The organism is Haloechinothrix sp. LS1_15, assembly GCF_033042135.1.
In the GTDB taxonomy this organism is placed as follows: Bacteria; Actinomycetota; Actinomycetes; order Mycobacteriales; family Pseudonocardiaceae; genus Haloechinothrix.
In genome coordinates this window covers 23,613-38,160 of record NZ_WBXM01000001.1, presented here as the reverse complement: position 1 = coordinate 38,160, position 14,548 = coordinate 23,613, and the positions used below count along the sequence as shown (strand labels likewise).

General features: G+C 68.6%; 16 protein-coding genes. 5 read left to right on the top strand and 11 right to left on the bottom strand.

Features of this window, described 5'->3' with window-relative positions; genetic code table 11:
- Positions 1–13 precede the first annotated feature (13 nt).
- Together F8178_RS00205 and crgA are read right to left on the bottom strand one after the other, a co-directional pair.
- Positions 14–466: a PH domain-containing protein gene (locus F8178_RS00205; protein WP_317492516.1), complete on the bottom strand. Its 453-nt coding sequence runs from the start codon at positions 464–466 to the stop codon at positions 14–16.
- A gap of 82 nt (positions 467–548) precedes the next feature.
- Complete coding sequence (gene crgA, locus F8178_RS00200) at positions 549–815, bottom strand: cell division protein CrgA (protein WP_317492515.1); 267 nt, start codon at positions 813–815, stop codon at positions 549–551.
- A gap of 213 nt (positions 816–1,028) precedes the next feature.
- Between crgA and F8178_RS00195 the strand changes: the two genes are divergently transcribed.
- Together F8178_RS00195 and F8178_RS00190 are read left to right on the top strand one after the other, a co-directional pair.
- Positions 1,029–1,871 (top strand): class E sortase, encoded by an 843-nt coding sequence (locus F8178_RS00195; protein ID WP_317492514.1) that lies wholly within the window; start codon positions 1,029–1,031, stop codon positions 1,869–1,871.
- Positions 1,871–2,023, top strand: a complete 153-nt coding sequence (locus F8178_RS00190; protein ID WP_317492513.1) for a hypothetical protein — start codon at positions 1,871–1,873, stop codon at positions 2,021–2,023. The genes F8178_RS00195 and F8178_RS00190 overlap by 1 nt, the downstream gene beginning before the upstream one ends.
- Before the next feature lie 27 nt (positions 2,024–2,050).
- Here F8178_RS00190 and F8178_RS00185 read toward each other — a convergent pair whose 3' ends face one another.
- On the bottom strand, positions 2,051–2,236 hold the full coding sequence (locus F8178_RS00185; protein ID WP_317492512.1) for a DUF397 domain-containing protein: 186 nt from the start codon (positions 2,234–2,236) through the stop codon (positions 2,051–2,053).
- 54 nt (positions 2,237–2,290) lie between these two features.
- Positions 2,291–2,668 (bottom strand): DUF5753 domain-containing protein, encoded by a 378-nt coding sequence (locus F8178_RS00180; protein ID WP_317492511.1) that lies wholly within the window; start codon positions 2,666–2,668, stop codon positions 2,291–2,293.
- 99 nt (positions 2,669–2,767) lie between these two features.
- Here F8178_RS00180 and F8178_RS00175 point away from each other — a divergent pair, with 99 nt between their 5' ends.
- Positions 2,768–3,298, top strand: a complete 531-nt coding sequence (locus F8178_RS00175; protein WP_317492510.1) for a hypothetical protein — start codon at positions 2,768–2,770, stop codon at positions 3,296–3,298.
- Between the two features lie 269 nt (positions 3,299–3,567).
- A complete protein-coding gene (locus tag F8178_RS00170) occupies positions 3,568–4,029 on the top strand; it encodes an NUDIX domain-containing protein (protein ID WP_317492509.1) in 462 nt (153 codons plus the stop codon).
- A 355-nt stretch (positions 4,030–4,384) separates the two neighbouring features.
- Here F8178_RS00170 and F8178_RS00165 read toward each other — a convergent pair whose 3' ends face one another.
- Complete coding sequence (locus F8178_RS00165) at positions 4,385–5,602, bottom strand: saccharopine dehydrogenase NADP-binding domain-containing protein (RefSeq protein ID WP_317493034.1); 1,218 nt, start codon at positions 5,600–5,602, stop codon at positions 4,385–4,387.
- A 73-nt stretch (positions 5,603–5,675) separates the two neighbouring features.
- Between F8178_RS00165 and F8178_RS00160 the strand changes: the two genes are divergently transcribed.
- On the top strand, positions 5,676–6,320 hold the full coding sequence (locus F8178_RS00160) for an aminodeoxychorismate/anthranilate synthase component II (RefSeq protein WP_317492508.1): 645 nt from the start codon (positions 5,676–5,678) through the stop codon (positions 6,318–6,320).
- A gap of 63 nt (positions 6,321–6,383) precedes the next feature.
- On the opposite strand, the gene pknB is transcribed toward F8178_RS00160, so the two are convergent.
- From pknB to F8178_RS00130, 6 genes are all read right to left on the bottom strand, one after another.
- Positions 6,384–8,357: a Stk1 family PASTA domain-containing Ser/Thr kinase gene (pknB, locus tag F8178_RS00155; RefSeq protein ID WP_317492507.1), complete on the bottom strand. Its 1,974-nt coding sequence runs from the start codon at positions 8,355–8,357 to the stop codon at positions 6,384–6,386.
- A gap of 162 nt (positions 8,358–8,519) precedes the next feature.
- Positions 8,520–9,821, bottom strand: a complete 1,302-nt coding sequence (locus tag F8178_RS00150; RefSeq protein ID WP_317492506.1) for a serine/threonine-protein kinase — start codon at positions 9,819–9,821, stop codon at positions 8,520–8,522.
- Complete coding sequence (locus F8178_RS00145; RefSeq protein WP_317492505.1) at positions 9,818–11,293, bottom strand: penicillin-binding protein 2; 1,476 nt, start codon at positions 11,291–11,293, stop codon at positions 9,818–9,820. Before F8178_RS00145 ends, F8178_RS00150 begins: the two co-directional genes overlap by 4 nt.
- Entirely contained in the window at positions 11,290–12,747 is a 1,458-nt protein-coding gene (locus tag F8178_RS00140) for an FtsW/RodA/SpoVE family cell cycle protein (RefSeq protein WP_317492504.1), read from the bottom strand. The genes F8178_RS00145 and F8178_RS00140 overlap by 4 nt, the downstream gene beginning before the upstream one ends.
- On the bottom strand, positions 12,747–14,048 hold the full coding sequence (locus tag F8178_RS00135) for a PP2C family serine/threonine-protein phosphatase (RefSeq protein WP_317492503.1): 1,302 nt from the start codon (positions 14,046–14,048) through the stop codon (positions 12,747–12,749). The genes F8178_RS00140 and F8178_RS00135 overlap by 1 nt, the downstream gene beginning before the upstream one ends.
- Positions 14,045–14,515 (bottom strand): FHA domain-containing protein, encoded by a 471-nt coding sequence (locus F8178_RS00130; RefSeq protein WP_317492502.1) that lies wholly within the window; start codon positions 14,513–14,515, stop codon positions 14,045–14,047. The genes F8178_RS00135 and F8178_RS00130 overlap by 4 nt, the downstream gene beginning before the upstream one ends.
- Between the last annotated feature and the right edge of the window lie 33 nt (positions 14,516–14,548).

The window sequence follows — 14,548 nt, the reverse complement described above, 5'->3', positions numbered from 1 at the left end:
TCGCTTGCCTGGGTCAGGCGCGCCGCTGTTCGAGCTCTTCGAGCACTTCGTGCGGGTCGGCGCCGAGCTCCAGCTCGCCGAACACCACGAGCTCGTCGTCGTCGGCAACGGTGTCGGCGGCGATGTCGATCTCCAGCGTGCGCACGTTGCGCCCGAAACGCCGCGTGGTCGCGACCCGGCACTGCACCCGGCGCCACGGCGCCCGGTACTGGCCCCCGAGGGTGCGTACCGTGACTCCACTGGGTTCGGCCAGTAGCCGGGGCCGGATCACCGTGCCGTGCAGGGTGGTGCCCCCGAAGAACACGGCGATCACCCCGAACAGCACCGCACCAGGTGGGTCGCCTGCCAGCGCGAACCAGGTGGCGGCGGTCGCGGCGAGCAGCGCCACGACTCCGCTGAGCGCGACCATCGCGGGCTTCGGCGCCCAGGTCAGGCGCTCGCTGCCTGCGGAAAGGGAACCGTCCACAGAGTTATCCACAAGTGGGGAAGAGTTACACCGGTGTGAGTAAGATTTGATTGCCCCTCGCGGTGTGCGGGTTGCGCGGAGACTAGCGCCAGCGCATCGTCATGAGCAAGCCGGTGATCATCAACGCGAAGCCGATGGCGAAGTTCCAGTTGCCGAGCTCCGCCATGAGTGGGATCTCGCGGCCCGCGAGGTAATTGACGATCAACCACACCAGGCCGAGCAGCATGAGGCCGAACATCACGGCCTTGTAGACCGGGTGTGTCGGCCCCTGCGCCCGAGCCGCTACCGGTGTCTTCCTGTCGGTTCCAGGGGTGTACGCGGTCTTCTTGCGCACCTTGGACTTGGGCATCGGTGGTCCTCGCGCAGTCGGCTGTCGTCGGCGGCTTCTGTGCTTGTGTTCCTCAGGTGCCTTCCTGCCGCGGCGGCCCGCCGGGACGGGTGTTGGCAGGGAGGCGGTACCCGGCGGGTACACCTCTACGTTAACGCAACAACGGGCGTTCCAGGAGTGGGGTACGGGGCGCACTAGGATGTGCGATCAGGTCCGCCTGCGAGAGGAGTGAGCGTGTCCCAGCGCCAGGAGCCCGGCACCGACGGCGGGCGCGGTGCAGGCTATCTCGTGGTCAGGACGTTCGGCGAACTCCTGGTCACGGCGGGGATCGTGGTCTTGCTGTTCGTGTTCTACGCACTGTACGTGACCAACTGGACGTCCGCTCAATTGCAGAGCGAGTCCGACGAGGCGTTGACCGAGCGGTGGCAGGAGGACCCGGGGCCTGGGCAGGGCACCAGCGTGCTGCCTGGCGAAGCGTTCGCGAGGATCTACATTCCCGCCCTGGGCGAGGACTACCGCTACACCATCCAGTCGGGCGTGGACGCCGACGCCCTCGAAATAGGGCCGGGCCACTACCCGCAGACCGCGCAGCCGGGTGAACCGGGCAACTTCGCCGTCGCCGGGCACCGCAACGGCCAGGGCGCGCCGTTCAACGCCCTCGACGAGCTGGTCTCGTGCGATGCCATGGTGATCGAGACGGACCGGGACTTCTTCGTGTATCGGGTGCTGCCGCTGGCCGACGAGGTCGGCGATTGGGACGTGGTTCGGGACGGGCGGCCGGAGTGCGCGGGCGTGCCGTCACTGCGCAGCGTGGGAGACAACGAGCCGTACGGCGACACCATCGGCCGGAAGATCGTCACGCCGGATCGCGCCGACGCGGTCGCGCCGGTGCCGTACCGGCCGCAGGACACGCTCTCGCGGATCGACCAGGCGGCACTGATCACGCTGACCACCTGTCACCCGCAGTTCTCCGACCGGGAGCGCCTGATCATCCACGGGGTGCTGACCCAGCAGATCCCGAAGAACCAGGTGAACGGTGACTACCACCGGCTGCTCGACCATATCGGGGAGGCCTGATGTACGCCTGGATCTGGCGGCACCTGCCGGGACCGACTCCGCTGCGCGCGCTGATCGCCGTACTGCTGATCGCGGCCGTGATCGCGCTGCTCATGCTGGTGATCTTTCCCTGGCTGGAGCCCATGCTGCCGTTCAACCAGGTCGCCGTGTGAGCCCTCGCGGGGTGTGGCGGCTGGTGCTCAGCGGAGGGCGTCGAGGAAGCCGCGCCAGGCGCGTGTCGGCAGCACCAGCGCGCCGCTCGCGGGAGCTTTGGAGTCCCGCACGCCCACGGCGTGGTCGGTGAGCGCGACCTCGACGCAGTGACCGGCGTCGCTGCTGTAGCTGCTCGTCCGCCACTGGGCTGCGGTGAAGTCCGCCGCGACCATGCATGCACCTCCGGTCTGGTCCGGTACGGCCGGGGCCGAGCGCCGCCCGGGGGCTCACGGCTTCTCAGCCGCGTCCACTCGCCGGGCGAACTCGGCGATCAGCTCGGTTGAGCGCTGGGGCGGCAGCGCCTTGGCGCTGATACGCTCCCATGCCAGCCTATAGCGCTCGATATGCGGCTCCTCCTCCAGGAAGGTGCTCTGCACCCGGTTCTCCAGGTAGATGAGTGTCGGGTCGGACTCGAACTCCATGATCATGAACGGGCCCTCCAGCCCGGGGTGCGGCCCAGTCGCCAGCGGCACCACCTGCACGGTGATGCGGGGCCGCTGCGCCATCTCCACCAGGTGCCGCAGCTGCGCGGCCAGCACGCCCGGTCCACCGACAGGAACCCGCAGCGCCGGTTCGTAGAGCAACGCGTGCAGGCTCGGGGGCATGCCCGGGACAGCACGGTCTGCCTACCCAGCCGCGCGGCGGTCTCGGCGAACCCGGATATCTGCATCCGTACCCGAGTTGCGGACAACATCGTCGCCGAGATGGACCAGTTTCGCGGATCCGGAGTCACCGCGTTCCGGTTTGTGGATGATCTGCTCCTCGGAGCCAAGCGCGTCATCGCGACGATGATGGAGGCGTTCACGACCGAGCGGGTCGGAGAGTGGGCCAAGTGGGATGCCACCGGCCGCATCAACGTCAAGGGCTACTTCATCCTCGGCTTTCCCACCGAGACCGAAGATGAGATCCACCAGACTGTCCGCTTGGTCCGCGACCTGTGGGCCATCGCCGGCAGCCAGCCAGGCACCTTTCGCGCCTCCGCGTTCGAGTACCGACCATATCCCGGCACACCGGACTGGGCGCGGCTGATGAACACCGGGCGCTATACCGCTGATCAGTTGCTCAACTACACGGCCGTCGATCTCACCAGCAGTGGTGAGGAGGCCGCGATGCGGGAGCGCGACGAGTTCAACTTCTCGGTCAATATCCAGCTCTCCGAAGCGTCCGTTGACCACGTACGCCGCACCCTCATCGCCCTCAGCCGCGAACAGTACGAACGGAAGGTCTCCGCGTGACCAGCATCAACCCCAACCTCCTCGTCACGATCGACGGCAAGGTGGGTTCGGGCAAGACCACCCTCGTCAGCCTGCTTGGCCCATACCTGTGAATCCTCGGCTACCAGGTTCACACTCAGCGTCCTACCTGCCTCAGCTCGGGGCCCCGCCGTGGCGACGATCGACACTACGAGCGCGGAACCGGAGCACATCGTGGGCGTGATCGCGGAGCGGATCACCGAATCCCCCGAGATCCCAGCGGTCAGGAAGCTGCCGCGTAAGCTACGGCCGTGCCCGACCGCCATCTCGTCGACGTCCACGTGCTGCTGGTTCGCGATACCGAACTGCTACTCACCAAGAGGCGTGGCGGGGCATTCAACGGAATGTGGCACCTCCCATCCGGCAAACTCGACGCGGGCGAAGACGTGCTCAGCGCTGCCGCCCGCGAGGCCGAAGAAGAAGTCGGCGTGCTCATCGACCCCCGGGCCCTCACCCACGTCCACACCATCCACGTCAACGGCTCCGGCCCCGAACCCCGCCTCGGCCTGTTCTTCGCCACAACCCGCTGGATCGGCGAGCCGTCGAATCGTGAGCCAGCGAAGTGCTCGGGGATAGGTTGGTTCGAGGTTCGGAGCCTGCCCGGTGACCTCATCGGCTACCCGGCCGCCGGGATCGACGCCTACCTTCGTGGAGTCCCGTTCTCCGTCATGGGCTGGACGGAAGAAGAACACCCAGCTGCCGTCGTGCTGTGACCCGGTCACGGGAAGTAGCGGGTTGCTCGTCCAGCCTGACCACGACTGCGGCGCGCGCTGCGCCGCATGAGCAACGAGCGGAGCTACGGGTATCAGGCTGCGGCCGAAGTGCTGGCCGAGACCGATGTAGAGATCGGCGACTGATGCCGCAGGCCAACCTGTGGCAGGTCTTGTGGGTCGACGTCAACCCTCAGATCGGCCACGAGCAAGTGGGGGTGCGCCTCCCGGTTGCCGTGGGCACCGAGTTCGCCTGCGCCATCCCCCAATGCCCTGGTGTTCGTCGTGTCCTGCGCGAGCATCGATCGGGATCTGCCGAACCAACCCCGGCTGGACAGTTCGCACCGGCCCTCCTCACCTACCGCCGCCTGCTCGGCGGGTGGTCCGGGGCGCCGTCGAGCACGGTGAACGTGATGCCGGTGCGACGGAGCCGGTCGATCAGCGCGTCTCCCATGGCCTCGGCGGTAGTCACCTGGCCGGCAGTCTCCGGCAGGTCGTCGAAGGCGAGTGCCAGCGCTGACTCGGCCAGCATCACCGACGTCTCGCCGTAGCCGGGGTCACTACCGGAGACCTCGGTCACCACTTCCCGGTTGCCCGCGACACCGTGGAAGCGCACCGTGAACCACCCCTGGGCGCGCTGCTGCTCGCTGGGACCCTCCCCCGGCGAGCGGAGCGAGGCCAGCCGCCTGCGCGCCGGTGGGATCTGGGCGAGCGCGGCGAGCGCGCCCGCGCCCGCCATGCCGCCGATCGCAACCGGGAGCCGCTTGACGGCGGCGTAGTGGCTGTAGCGGAAATCCGGTCCGTACTGCTCCAGCGCGCGGGCCGAGCGCGTGACGATCATGGGATCCAGGGTGGGTAGCGGTAGCACCCAGGCACGGGCGACGCGGTCGAAGCGCGGCTTGCCTGCAACCGAGCGGACGCGCCTGCCGGGCGCCTGCGGCTCGCGTGCCTTGCGTTCGCGGGCCGCGGCGCTGGTCTGCTTCGGCCGCGACATCACCTCCAGCGCGGTGGCCAGGGTGCCGCCGGAGGGCCGCCCGCCTGCGCGCACGAACCCCTCCAGCCGGATTGGCCGGTCGCTGGGCAGCTGCGAGACGGTGAAGTACGCCCCGAGGTCGTGCGGTATCGAGTCGAAGCCGCAGGCGTGCACGATGCGGGCTCCGCTGGCTACCGCGCTTTCGTGGTGCCGGAGGTACATGCGGTCGACGAACTCGGGTTCGCCGGTGAGGTCGACGTAGTCGGCGCCTGCCTCGGCGCAGGCGGCGACCAGCGGTTCACCGTAGAACAGGTACGGCCCGACCGTGGTGGCCACCACCGAGGTGCTGCTGGCGAGCTTGCGCAGCGACTCGGGATCGCTGGTGTCGGCGTGCAGCAGCGGGAGCTGCTCGCACGCCGGGTTGATCGCCGCGAGTCTCGCCCGCACCGACTCCAGCTTCTCCTGGTTGCGACCTGCGATGGCCCAGGAGCATCCCTGCGGGGCGTTGCTCGCGAGGTATTCGGCCACCAGGGCGCCGGTGAAACCGGTGGCGCCGAACACGACGACGTCGTACGTGGCGTTGCGTTCCCTGGCGCGAGGCATGGGCATGACTCCTTTTTTGATCCGGCACACGATGCGGGCGCGCGAATAGCGTACCGGTGGTTACGCTGGACGTATGCGCGTGCTCGTGGTCGATAACTACGACAGCTTCGTCTACAACCTTGTCCAGTATCTTGCCCAGCTCGGTGCCGAGTGCACCGTGCAGCGCAACGACGTGGTCGAGCTCGACAGCCTTGGTCACTACGACGGGGTGCTGGTCTCCCCCGGGCCGGGAACCCCGGACCGTGCGGGGCAGAGCATGGTGGCGGTCCGGGAATGCGCGCGGCAGCGCATCCCTGTCCTCGGTGTCTGTCTCGGCCACCAGGCGATCGGGGCGGTGTGGGGCGCGACCGTGGAGCGCGCCTCCGAGCTGCTGCACGGCAAGACCAGTGAGGTGTATCACGAGGGTGCCGGCGTGCTCGCTGGGCTGCCCTCGCCGTTCACGGCCACGCGGTACCACTCGTTGACCGTGCTCGCCGACACCATCCCGCTGGACGAGTTCGAGGTGACTGCCAGGACCGGGTCGGGCATCGTGATGGGCATGCGCCATCGCGAGCTGCCGCTGGAAGGGGTGCAGTTCCACCCCGAGTCGGTGCTCACCCAGTACGGGCACCGCATGCTCGCCAACTGGATGACGGGCAACGGTCACCCGGTAGCGGCTTCGGTGGTGGACGACCTGGAGGAAGCCACGCACGCCCTGCAGCGCGCCGCTGCCCCGTAACGGACCCCGTTTCGGGGTGGCGTTCCGGGAGCCCGCGCCGCGTCGGGCTCCCGGCTACCGGCTTCAGTTCCGCGGGCGGCCCTGGTCGAAGATGCCGTTGTCGTCGTCATCGTCGTCGTCATCGTCGCCGGGGTTGAACTCGCCAACGGCCAAGGTGACGCCGGAGGAGCGTGTCATCTCGTCACCGGCGTCCGGGTTGCTGGCGATGACCTCCCCGTCCTCCCGCGGGTCTCGCACCTCCCGGGTCACGACCTGTACCTCGCCGATGTGCCCCGCGTCGTCGAGCGCGGAGCGGGCGTCTCCCTCGGTCATGCCGATCACGTCGGGCATGTCCATGGACTCATCGGCGCCGGTGGACACCTGGACGGTGACCTCGGAGCCCGCGACGGCCTCACCGCTGCGTGGGGACTGGTCGACGACTGTGCCCTCGGGCTCGCTCGAGTCGACGTCCTGCCGGTTGACCTCGAACCCGGCGGCTTCGAGGCCGGTGCGGGCGATGTCGAAGGTCTCGCCGACGTAGTCGGTGACCTCCACCATCTCCGGTTCGGCATACACCGAGAGGGTGACGACCTCGCCCTGTTCAGTGGCTTCACCCGCTTCGGGGGTGTGCTCGGCGACCTGGCCCGCGCGATCCGGGTCGTTGTTGTCGATCTCCTGCTGGGTCGGATCCAGCAGCAGGTCGTGCTCATCGACGACCTGCTCGGCCTCGTCGGCACTCATCCCGGTCAGATCCGGCATGTCGAAGACCTCGGGCGGTGCGCCCACCTGGACGACGATCTCGGTGGTGACCGGGTGCGTGGTGCCCTGTTCGGGATCGGTGTCCACGACCTTGCCGACGTCGTCGGCCGTGCACGGCGGCTCCTCACCGTAGGCCTGTGGCCAGCAGGGCACGGACTGGCGGTCGAGGTCGTTGAACCCGGCGTCGCGAAGGCTGCGCTCTGCCGAGCTGTACTCCTGACCGACCACCATCGGGATCTCGGCGTCGCGCTCGCCCACGTCGAACAGCCCGGCCAGCCACATGATGAAGGCGATCGCGGCGATCGCCACCGCAGCCAGCACCAGCAGCATGCGATTGCGCCGCTTGCGCCGTTCCTCCTCGTCGAGCTCGTCGTAGTCGGTGTCATCCGGCTCGCTCGAACCGGCGGCCAGCACCTGGGTGCGATCCTCGTCGGTCATCACCGCGGGTGCGACTGGCCGCTCGTTGGCCAGCACGCGCACCAGGTCGGAGCGCATCTCCGCAGCCGACTGGTAGCGGTTGGCAGGGCCTTTGGTCAGCGCCTTGAGTACGACGGCGTCCAGCGAGGGGTTGACCTCGGGGTTGATCGTCGACGGCGGTACCGGGTCCTCCCGCACGTGCTGGTAGGCCACCGACACCGGCGAATCCCCGGTGAACGGCGGCTGCCCCGCGACGAGCTCGTAGAGCACGCACCCTGCCGCGTAGACGTCGCTGCGCGCGTCCACGGAATCGCCCCTGGCCTGTTCGGGGGAGAGGTACTGGGCGGTGCCGATCACCGCGGCCGTCTGCGTCATCGCGGCCTGGCCGTCGTGGATGGCCCTGGCGATGCCGAAGTCCATCACCTTGACAGCGCCGTTGTTGGTGATCATGACGTTCGCGGGCTTGACGTCCCTGTGCACGATGCCGTGACGGTGGGAGAAGTCGAGCGCGGCGCACACGTCGGCCATGACCTCCATGGCGCGCTGCGAGGACATGGGGCCCTCGGTCTTGACGATGTCGCGCAGCGTCCTGCCGTCGACGTACTCCATCACGATGTACGGCAACCTGCCGCTGTCACTGGCGGTCTCGCCGGTGTCGTAGACGGCGACGATCGCGGGATGGTTCAGCGCGGCAGCGTTCTGCGCCTCGCGACGGAACCGCTCCTGGAAGATAGGGTCCCTGGCGAGGTCCTCGCGCAGGATCTTGACAGCGACCTCGCGGTCGAGCCGTACATCGTGCCCGTGGTACACCTCGGACATGCCGCCGTAGCCGAGCGTGTCACCGAGCTGGTAACGGTCGGACAGCAGGTTGGCTGTGCTCATCTGGGTAGGCCCGTTCTCACTCTCGCAGCAAAGCTAGCTTGCTCCTCTACCAGCCCCACAGGGTTAACGCGCAGGACAACCTCTCGGGTTCGCCGGCGATCCCGGCCGATTCTGGTTCCCTGCAGGATGCCCGTCCTTCACTCTGTTGGATGAATCACGTCCTTACTCTGACAGTTCGTACTCGGTGGCGCCTGCCGGGGCCTCGTCCCGTGGCGTGTCACCGCCGGAATCGAGCGCGAGGAACACCGCGATGGCGAGCACCACCACCAGCACCGCGGCGACAACCACGACGGTCACCCACGGCCAGGCGTTGCCTTGCCGCCGGGGAGACGGCACGCCTCCCGGCATGACACCGCCGAGCTGCCTCGGATCCCGCTCGGCCCGCCATACCGGTTCCGCGCCCTCGGGGTGTGGCCGGGGACCCGGCCCGTCGGCCCGCCTGCCGCCTGCCCGGCCGCCCGGTGGTCCGCTGGCGAGCCGTTCCATCCCCTGGGGCGGGGTGGGTGGGGATTGCGGTGGAGGCGTCGCCCTCGGGTACGGCAGCGGCGGGACCGCCACCGGCCGCATGCGTGGCCGCGTGTCCGGATGTGCCAGCCCTGTGGGCAGCGGCGGTGGCCCGCCCGCGCGTACCGCCGCGACCGCGGCGGCGAACTCGCCGCCGTCACGGTAGCGCTGCGCCGGGTCCTTGACCAGTGTCCGCTCGATGAGGGTGCGCACCGTGGGCGGCACGTCGGCGGGCAGCGCAGGTGGTGCCTCCCTGATGTGCATCATCGCCACGGTCACCGCGTTCTCGGACAGGAACGGGCGATGGCCGGTCAGACACTCGTAGCCGCAGACCCCGAGCGAGTACACATCGCTGGCAGGCTCGGCATCGTGCCCGATGGCCTGTTCCGGCGCGATGTAGTGCGCCGTACCCATGACCATGCCGTTACGGGTGACGGGGGCGGCGTCGGCCGCCTTGGCCACGCCGAAATCGGTGAGCTTGACGGTCTCGGTGCCGTCCGCGCTGCGCACGACCAGGATGTTGCCCGGCTTGACGTCCCGGTGCACCAGGCCACGCGAGTGCGCGGCCTGCAGCGCGCGGCCGGATTGCTCCAGTATGGGCAGCAGCCGCTCGGTGGGGATACGGCCCAACTTCGCGAGGATGCCTGCCAGCGGCTCCCCGTCGACGTACTCCATCACCAGGTAAGCGATGTTGTCCTCACCGCCGTCGAATGCGCTCGCCTCACCGTAGTCGTGCACGGCGGCGATCCCGGCGTGATTCAGGGCCGCGGTGGTGCGTGCCTCGGTGCGGAACCTGTGCACGAACTCGGCGTCCCCGCACAGTTCCGCCTTCAGGATCTTCACCGCGACGGTGCGGTCCAACCTGGTGTCGTTGGCCTGCCAGACCTCGCCCATGCCTCCCACGGCGATCCGACCGGTGAGCAGGTACCGGTCCGCGAGCAGCTTGCCGGAGGTGATCATTCCTCGCCACCTCCCAGCGCGACGTCGATGGTGAGCCTGCCGACCTCGGCGGCGACCGTGCCACCGGTAGCGGCGAGCCCGTGGTCGCCACCGCTTTCCACCAGCACGGCCACCGCGATCTCCGGGTCGTCGGCCGGGGCGTAGGCGGTGTACCAGGCGTGTGGCGGGGTGTTCTTCGGGTCGGGGCCGTGCTCGGCGGTACCGGTCTTGGACGCGATGGTCAGGTCGTCGCGTTTGCCGCCACCGGCGGTGTTCTCCTCCGACTCGAGCATCATCTCGTGCAGGATCTCGGCGTTCTCCGCCGACATCGCCGGGTCACCGGTGAGCTCGTCGTCGCCGAATTCCTCGATGGTGGACAGGTCGGGAGCCAGCAGCGAGCTCACCACGCGCGGTTGCATCGCCACGCCGTCGTTGGCGACGGTGGCGGCGAGCTGGGCCACCTGCAGCGGGGTCAGGCGGATGTCACGTTGGCCGATCCCGCTCTGGTACAGCTCGGCCTGCCCGTCGAGCTCACCGAGGCTGGAGCGGGCCACCCGCATCGGGATGTCGAGATCGGAGTGTCCGATGCCGAAGTTCTCCGCGGTGGCACGCAGTTTCTCCGCACCCAGCTCGCCGGCGATCTCGGCAAAGGCCGTGTTGCACGAGTAGGCGAGCGCGGCCTGCAGGGTCGTGCCGGGGCAGCTCTGCCCCGCGAAGTTCTGCAGCTGGGTTTGGGTGCCGGGCAGGGTGATGCTCGACGCCCCGTTCACTTCGGTGTCGGCGTCGGCGCCGTCTTCCAGCGCCGCCGCGGTGGTGACCAGCTTGAAGGTGGATCCAGGGGGATACGTCTCCCGGATGGCGCGGTTGGCCATCGGCTTGGCCGGGTCCTCGGACATCGAGGTCCACGCCGTTTCCTGCGCCTCGCCGTCATGGGTCGACAGCTCGTTGGGGTCGTAGGACGGTGTGGACACCAGCCCGAGGATCTCGCCGCTGTTCGGTTCGAGGGCGACCACCGCACCCGTGTAGCCGCGCTGGCTCATCAAGTCGTAGGCGGTGCGCTGCACCTCAGGGTTGATGGTCACCTGGACGTGGCCGCCGCGCGGGTCGCGGCCGGTGATCATGTCGGAGAGCCTGCGCACGAACAGCCGGGCGTCGTTGCCGCTGAGGATGTCGTTCTGCGCGCGTTCCAGGCCGGCCGCACCGTACCGCCACGAGTAGTAGCCGGTCACCGGCGCGTACATCGGCCCGTTGGGGTACGTGCGCAGGTACTGTAGCCTGCCGCCGGTGCGCTCGCCGTGAGCCAGCACCTGACCGTCGAACTGCGACACGATCTGCCCCCGCTCGCGCGAGTACTCGTCCAGCAGCACCCGTTGGTTGCGCTGGTCGGCGCGATACGAGTCTGCCTTGAACACCTGGATATAGGTGGTGTGACCGAGCAGCAGCACGATCATCGCGAGCATGGCGATACCCACCCGTCGGAGCGGCGTGTTCATGACGGCCGCTCCACGAGCACGGTTCCGGTATCCGACAGCGGGGTGCGCTGCGCGTCGGCGCGCGGCTTGGCGGGTGTCTGCGGTCGGCGCGCCGCATCGGAGATCCGTAGCAGCAGCGCCACCAGGATGTAGTTGGCCAGCAGCGAGGAACCACCGTAGGAGAGGAACGGCGCGGTCATGCCGGTCATCGGAATGAGGCTGGTGACCCCGCCGACCACGACGAACACCTGCCACAGCAGCGCGAAGGCCAGCCCGCCACCGAGCAGTTTGCCGAAGGTGTCCCGCACCGCGAGCGAGCCGCGCAACCCGCGCATCGCGAGGATCAGGTAGACCATGAGCACACTGGCCAACCCGATGAACCCGAGCTCCTCGCCGATGGCGGCGGAGATGAAGTCCGTCTTGGACAGCGGCACCATCTCGGGCCTACCCGCGCCGAGGCCGGTCCCGGCGACCCCGCCGGTCCCGAGCCCGAACAGGGCCTGCGCGTTCTGGTAACCCCCGCCGGGGTCGTCATAGGTGGCGAACGGGTCCAGCCAGTTGTGGGCGCGCTGCTGCACGTGGGTGAACATCTGGTAGGCGATCACGCAGCCCACCGCGAACGGTGCGAGGCCGAGGAAGATCCAGATAGCGCGCTCGGTGGCTACGTAGATCATCATCAGCACGACGCCGAACAGCAGCAGCGCGGGACCGAGGTCCTTCTTCAACACGAACAGCGCCAGCGCGACACCGGTGGCGAGGATGACCGGGCCGAGATCGCGCGGGCGGGGAAGCTCGACGCCGAAGATGCGCCTGCCCGCGGACATGAACAGCTCGCGCTTGGACACCAGGAACGCAGCGAAGAAGATCAGGAGCAGGATCTTGGCGAACTCGCCTGGCTGGATGCTGAACGGTCCGAACCGGATCCACACCTTCGCGCCGTTGACCTCGGAGATCGACGCGGGCAGCAACCCCGGAGTGGCCAGTGCGATGATTCCGACCAGACCGCAGGTGAACGCGTACTTGGTCAGCATGCGGTGGTCCTTGACCAGGTACAGCACAGCCAGGAACAGCACGAGCGCGATCGCCGTCCACGCCACCTGCCGGGGAGCGTCCGGCGAGAAGGCGAAGTCCTGCTGCGCGGCCCGCTCGGCCATCGCCAGATCGATCCGGTAGATCATCACCAGACCGATGCCGTTGAGCAGCGCGACGCAGGGCAGGATGAGCGGGTCGGCGTACGGCGCCCACCACCGCACCGCGAGGTGCGCGACGGTGAGCATGCCGAGGTAGGCCAGCCCGTACCAGACGATGGACAGGGTGAGTTCCTGCTCCTGGTTGGCGTCGACCAGCACCAGCGCCAGGGTCACGATCAGCGTGGCGAAGCCGAGCATCAGCAGCTCGGTGCCGCGGCGGGTGGGCGGCTTGCGTGTCGGGCCGCTGCTGCCGCTGCCTGGTGAGGTGTCGACCGGTGACGACATCAGCTCTCGCCACCTGCCGTGTCATCCGGATCGCAACTGACCTCGCCCCGTGCCTGCGGGTCCGGGTCATCGAGCACCAGGTTCTCCCGGAGCGTCTGGATGAAGTTGCGCGCACCCTGCAGGTCGTCCTGTTGTACCCCCCTGCAGACCTCGAAGCGGGCGGCGTCCTGCAGTTCGGCGAGGTACAGCGGGTCGCACAGCGCGTCGCCGGGGGCGCAGGAGCCCTCGGAGCGCGAGCTGAACTCCATGCCGAGAAAGCTGCCGGTGACTCCCTGGTAGATCGCGACCTCGTTGTCCTCGTCCACCCCGACGTAGTACTGCTGCATCACGAAATGCCGCGTGGCCAGCGCGGCCGAGGCGATCACCACCAGGACGAGGCCGAACAGCGCGGTGAAGGTCAGTACCTTGCGCACCCGGCTGCGGCCGGTGTCCTCGTCCTGCGGGGGTTCAGCTGGCTCGGCGGGCTGTTCCTGCTGGGGCGGCGTGGTGAGGGCCTGTGCCCGTGCCGCTGGGGAGTCTCCTTGCGGTCCTTCGTCGGTGCCGTCACCCGCCGCGCCACCGACGATCGGGGCGTCCTCGCCGTAGTCGACGTCGACGACGTCGGCGACGACCACGGTGATGTTGTCGGTGCCGCCGCCCTTGAGCGCGAGCTCGATCATCCGGTCGGCGCATTCCTGCGGGTCGCCCGTGGCCACCGCCTCGGTGAGTGTGTCGTGGGAGACCATGCCGGACAGGCCGTCGGAACACAGCAGGTAGCGGTCACCAGCGCGCGCCTCCCGCACCGTCAGGTGCGGCTCGACCTCCTGGCCGGTGAGGGCTTTCAGCAGCAGCGCCCGCTGTGGGTGGCTCTCGGCCTCCTCCTCGGTGATGCGCCCTTCGTCCTGGAGCTGCTGGACGAATGTGTCGTCGTGGGTGATCTGGCTGAACTGGCCGCCGCGGTAGAGGTAGGCACGCGAGTCGCCGACGTGCACCAGCCCGAGCTTGCTGCCCGCGAACAGGATCGCGGTGAGCGTGGTGCCCATGCCTTCGAGTTCGGGGTCGTTCTCCACCAGCTCGGCGATCGCGTTGTTGCCGCTGATGACGCTGTCGCGGAGCTGGGAGAGCAGATCCTCGCTCGGTTCGTCGTCGTCCAGTGGCGCAAGGGCGGCGATAACCACCTTGCTGGCGACTTCCCCGGCGGCATGGCCGCCCATGCCGTCCGCGAGGGCGAGTAGGCGTGGCCCGGCATAGACGGAGTCCTGGTTGTTGGAGCGAACCAGGCCGCGATCACTGCGGGCGGCGTAGCGAAGGACAAGGGTCATGGGCGCAGCTCGATCACCGTCTTGCCGATCCGTATGGGGACGCCGAGTGGCACTCGGAGGGGTGCTGTGACTTTAGCCCGATCCAGGTAGGTTCCGTTGGTCGATCCCAGATCTTCGATGTACCAGTCGGATCCTCGCAGGGATAGTCGGGCATGCCTGGTGGAAGCGTAATCGTCGTCGAGGACCAAGGTGGAGTCGTCCGCCCGCCCGATCAGGATCGGCCGATCGTCGAGCGTGATCCGGGTACCGGCCAGTGCGCCGTGCGTCACGATCAGCTGCCGTGGCTGCTTGCCGCCTCCACCGCCGCGCGCCTTGGGCTGCTTGCCGCGTTTGGCAGGCGGGAGCTCGGTGCGCAGGCCAGATGCCGCGTAGAGGTCCGAACGCACCACCCGCAGCGCGGCGAGCACGAATAACCAGAGCAGGGCCAGAAACCCTGCTCTGGTGAGTTGTACCACTAGTTCTGGCACCGCCTACGCCCACTCCCGCTTCGTAGTGCCCTC

What these genes read in the sequence shown, in the direction of transcription:
- crgA (WP_317492515.1), bottom strand. Translation starts at nt 815, where the DNA reads ATGCCCAAGTCCAAGGTGCGCAAGAAGACCGCGTACACCCCTGGAACC.
- F8178_RS00190 (WP_317492513.1), top strand. Translation starts at nt 1,871, where the DNA reads ATGTACGCCTGGATCTGGCGGCACCTGCCGGGACCGACTCCGCTGCGC.
- F8178_RS00185 (WP_317492512.1), bottom strand. Translation starts at nt 2,236, where the DNA reads ATGGTCGCGGCGGACTTCACCGCAGCCCAGTGGCGGACGAGCAGCTAC.
- F8178_RS00180 (WP_317492511.1), bottom strand. Translation starts at nt 2,668, where the DNA reads ATGCCCCCGAGCCTGCACGCGTTGCTCTACGAACCGGCGCTGCGGGTT.
- F8178_RS00175 (WP_317492510.1), top strand. Translation starts at nt 2,768, where the DNA reads ATGGACCAGTTTCGCGGATCCGGAGTCACCGCGTTCCGGTTTGTGGAT.
- F8178_RS00165 (WP_317493034.1), bottom strand. Translation starts at nt 5,602, where the DNA reads ATGCCTCGCGCCAGGGAACGCAACGCCACGTACGACGTCGTCGTGTTC.
- F8178_RS00160 (WP_317492508.1), top strand. Translation starts at nt 5,676, where the DNA reads ATGCGCGTGCTCGTGGTCGATAACTACGACAGCTTCGTCTACAACCTT.
- pknB (WP_317492507.1), bottom strand. Translation starts at nt 8,357, where the DNA reads ATGAGCACAGCCAACCTGCTGTCCGACCGTTACCAGCTCGGTGACACG.
- F8178_RS00150 (WP_317492506.1), bottom strand. Translation starts at nt 9,821, where the DNA reads ATGATCACCTCCGGCAAGCTGCTCGCGGACCGGTACCTGCTCACCGGT.
- F8178_RS00145 (WP_317492505.1), bottom strand. Translation starts at nt 11,293, where the DNA reads ATGAACACGCCGCTCCGACGGGTGGGTATCGCCATGCTCGCGATGATC.
- F8178_RS00140 (WP_317492504.1), bottom strand. Translation starts at nt 12,747, where the DNA reads ATGTCGTCACCGGTCGACACCTCACCAGGCAGCGGCAGCAGCGGCCCG.
- F8178_RS00135 (WP_317492503.1), bottom strand. Translation starts at nt 14,048, where the DNA reads ATGACCCTTGTCCTTCGCTACGCCGCCCGCAGTGATCGCGGCCTGGTT.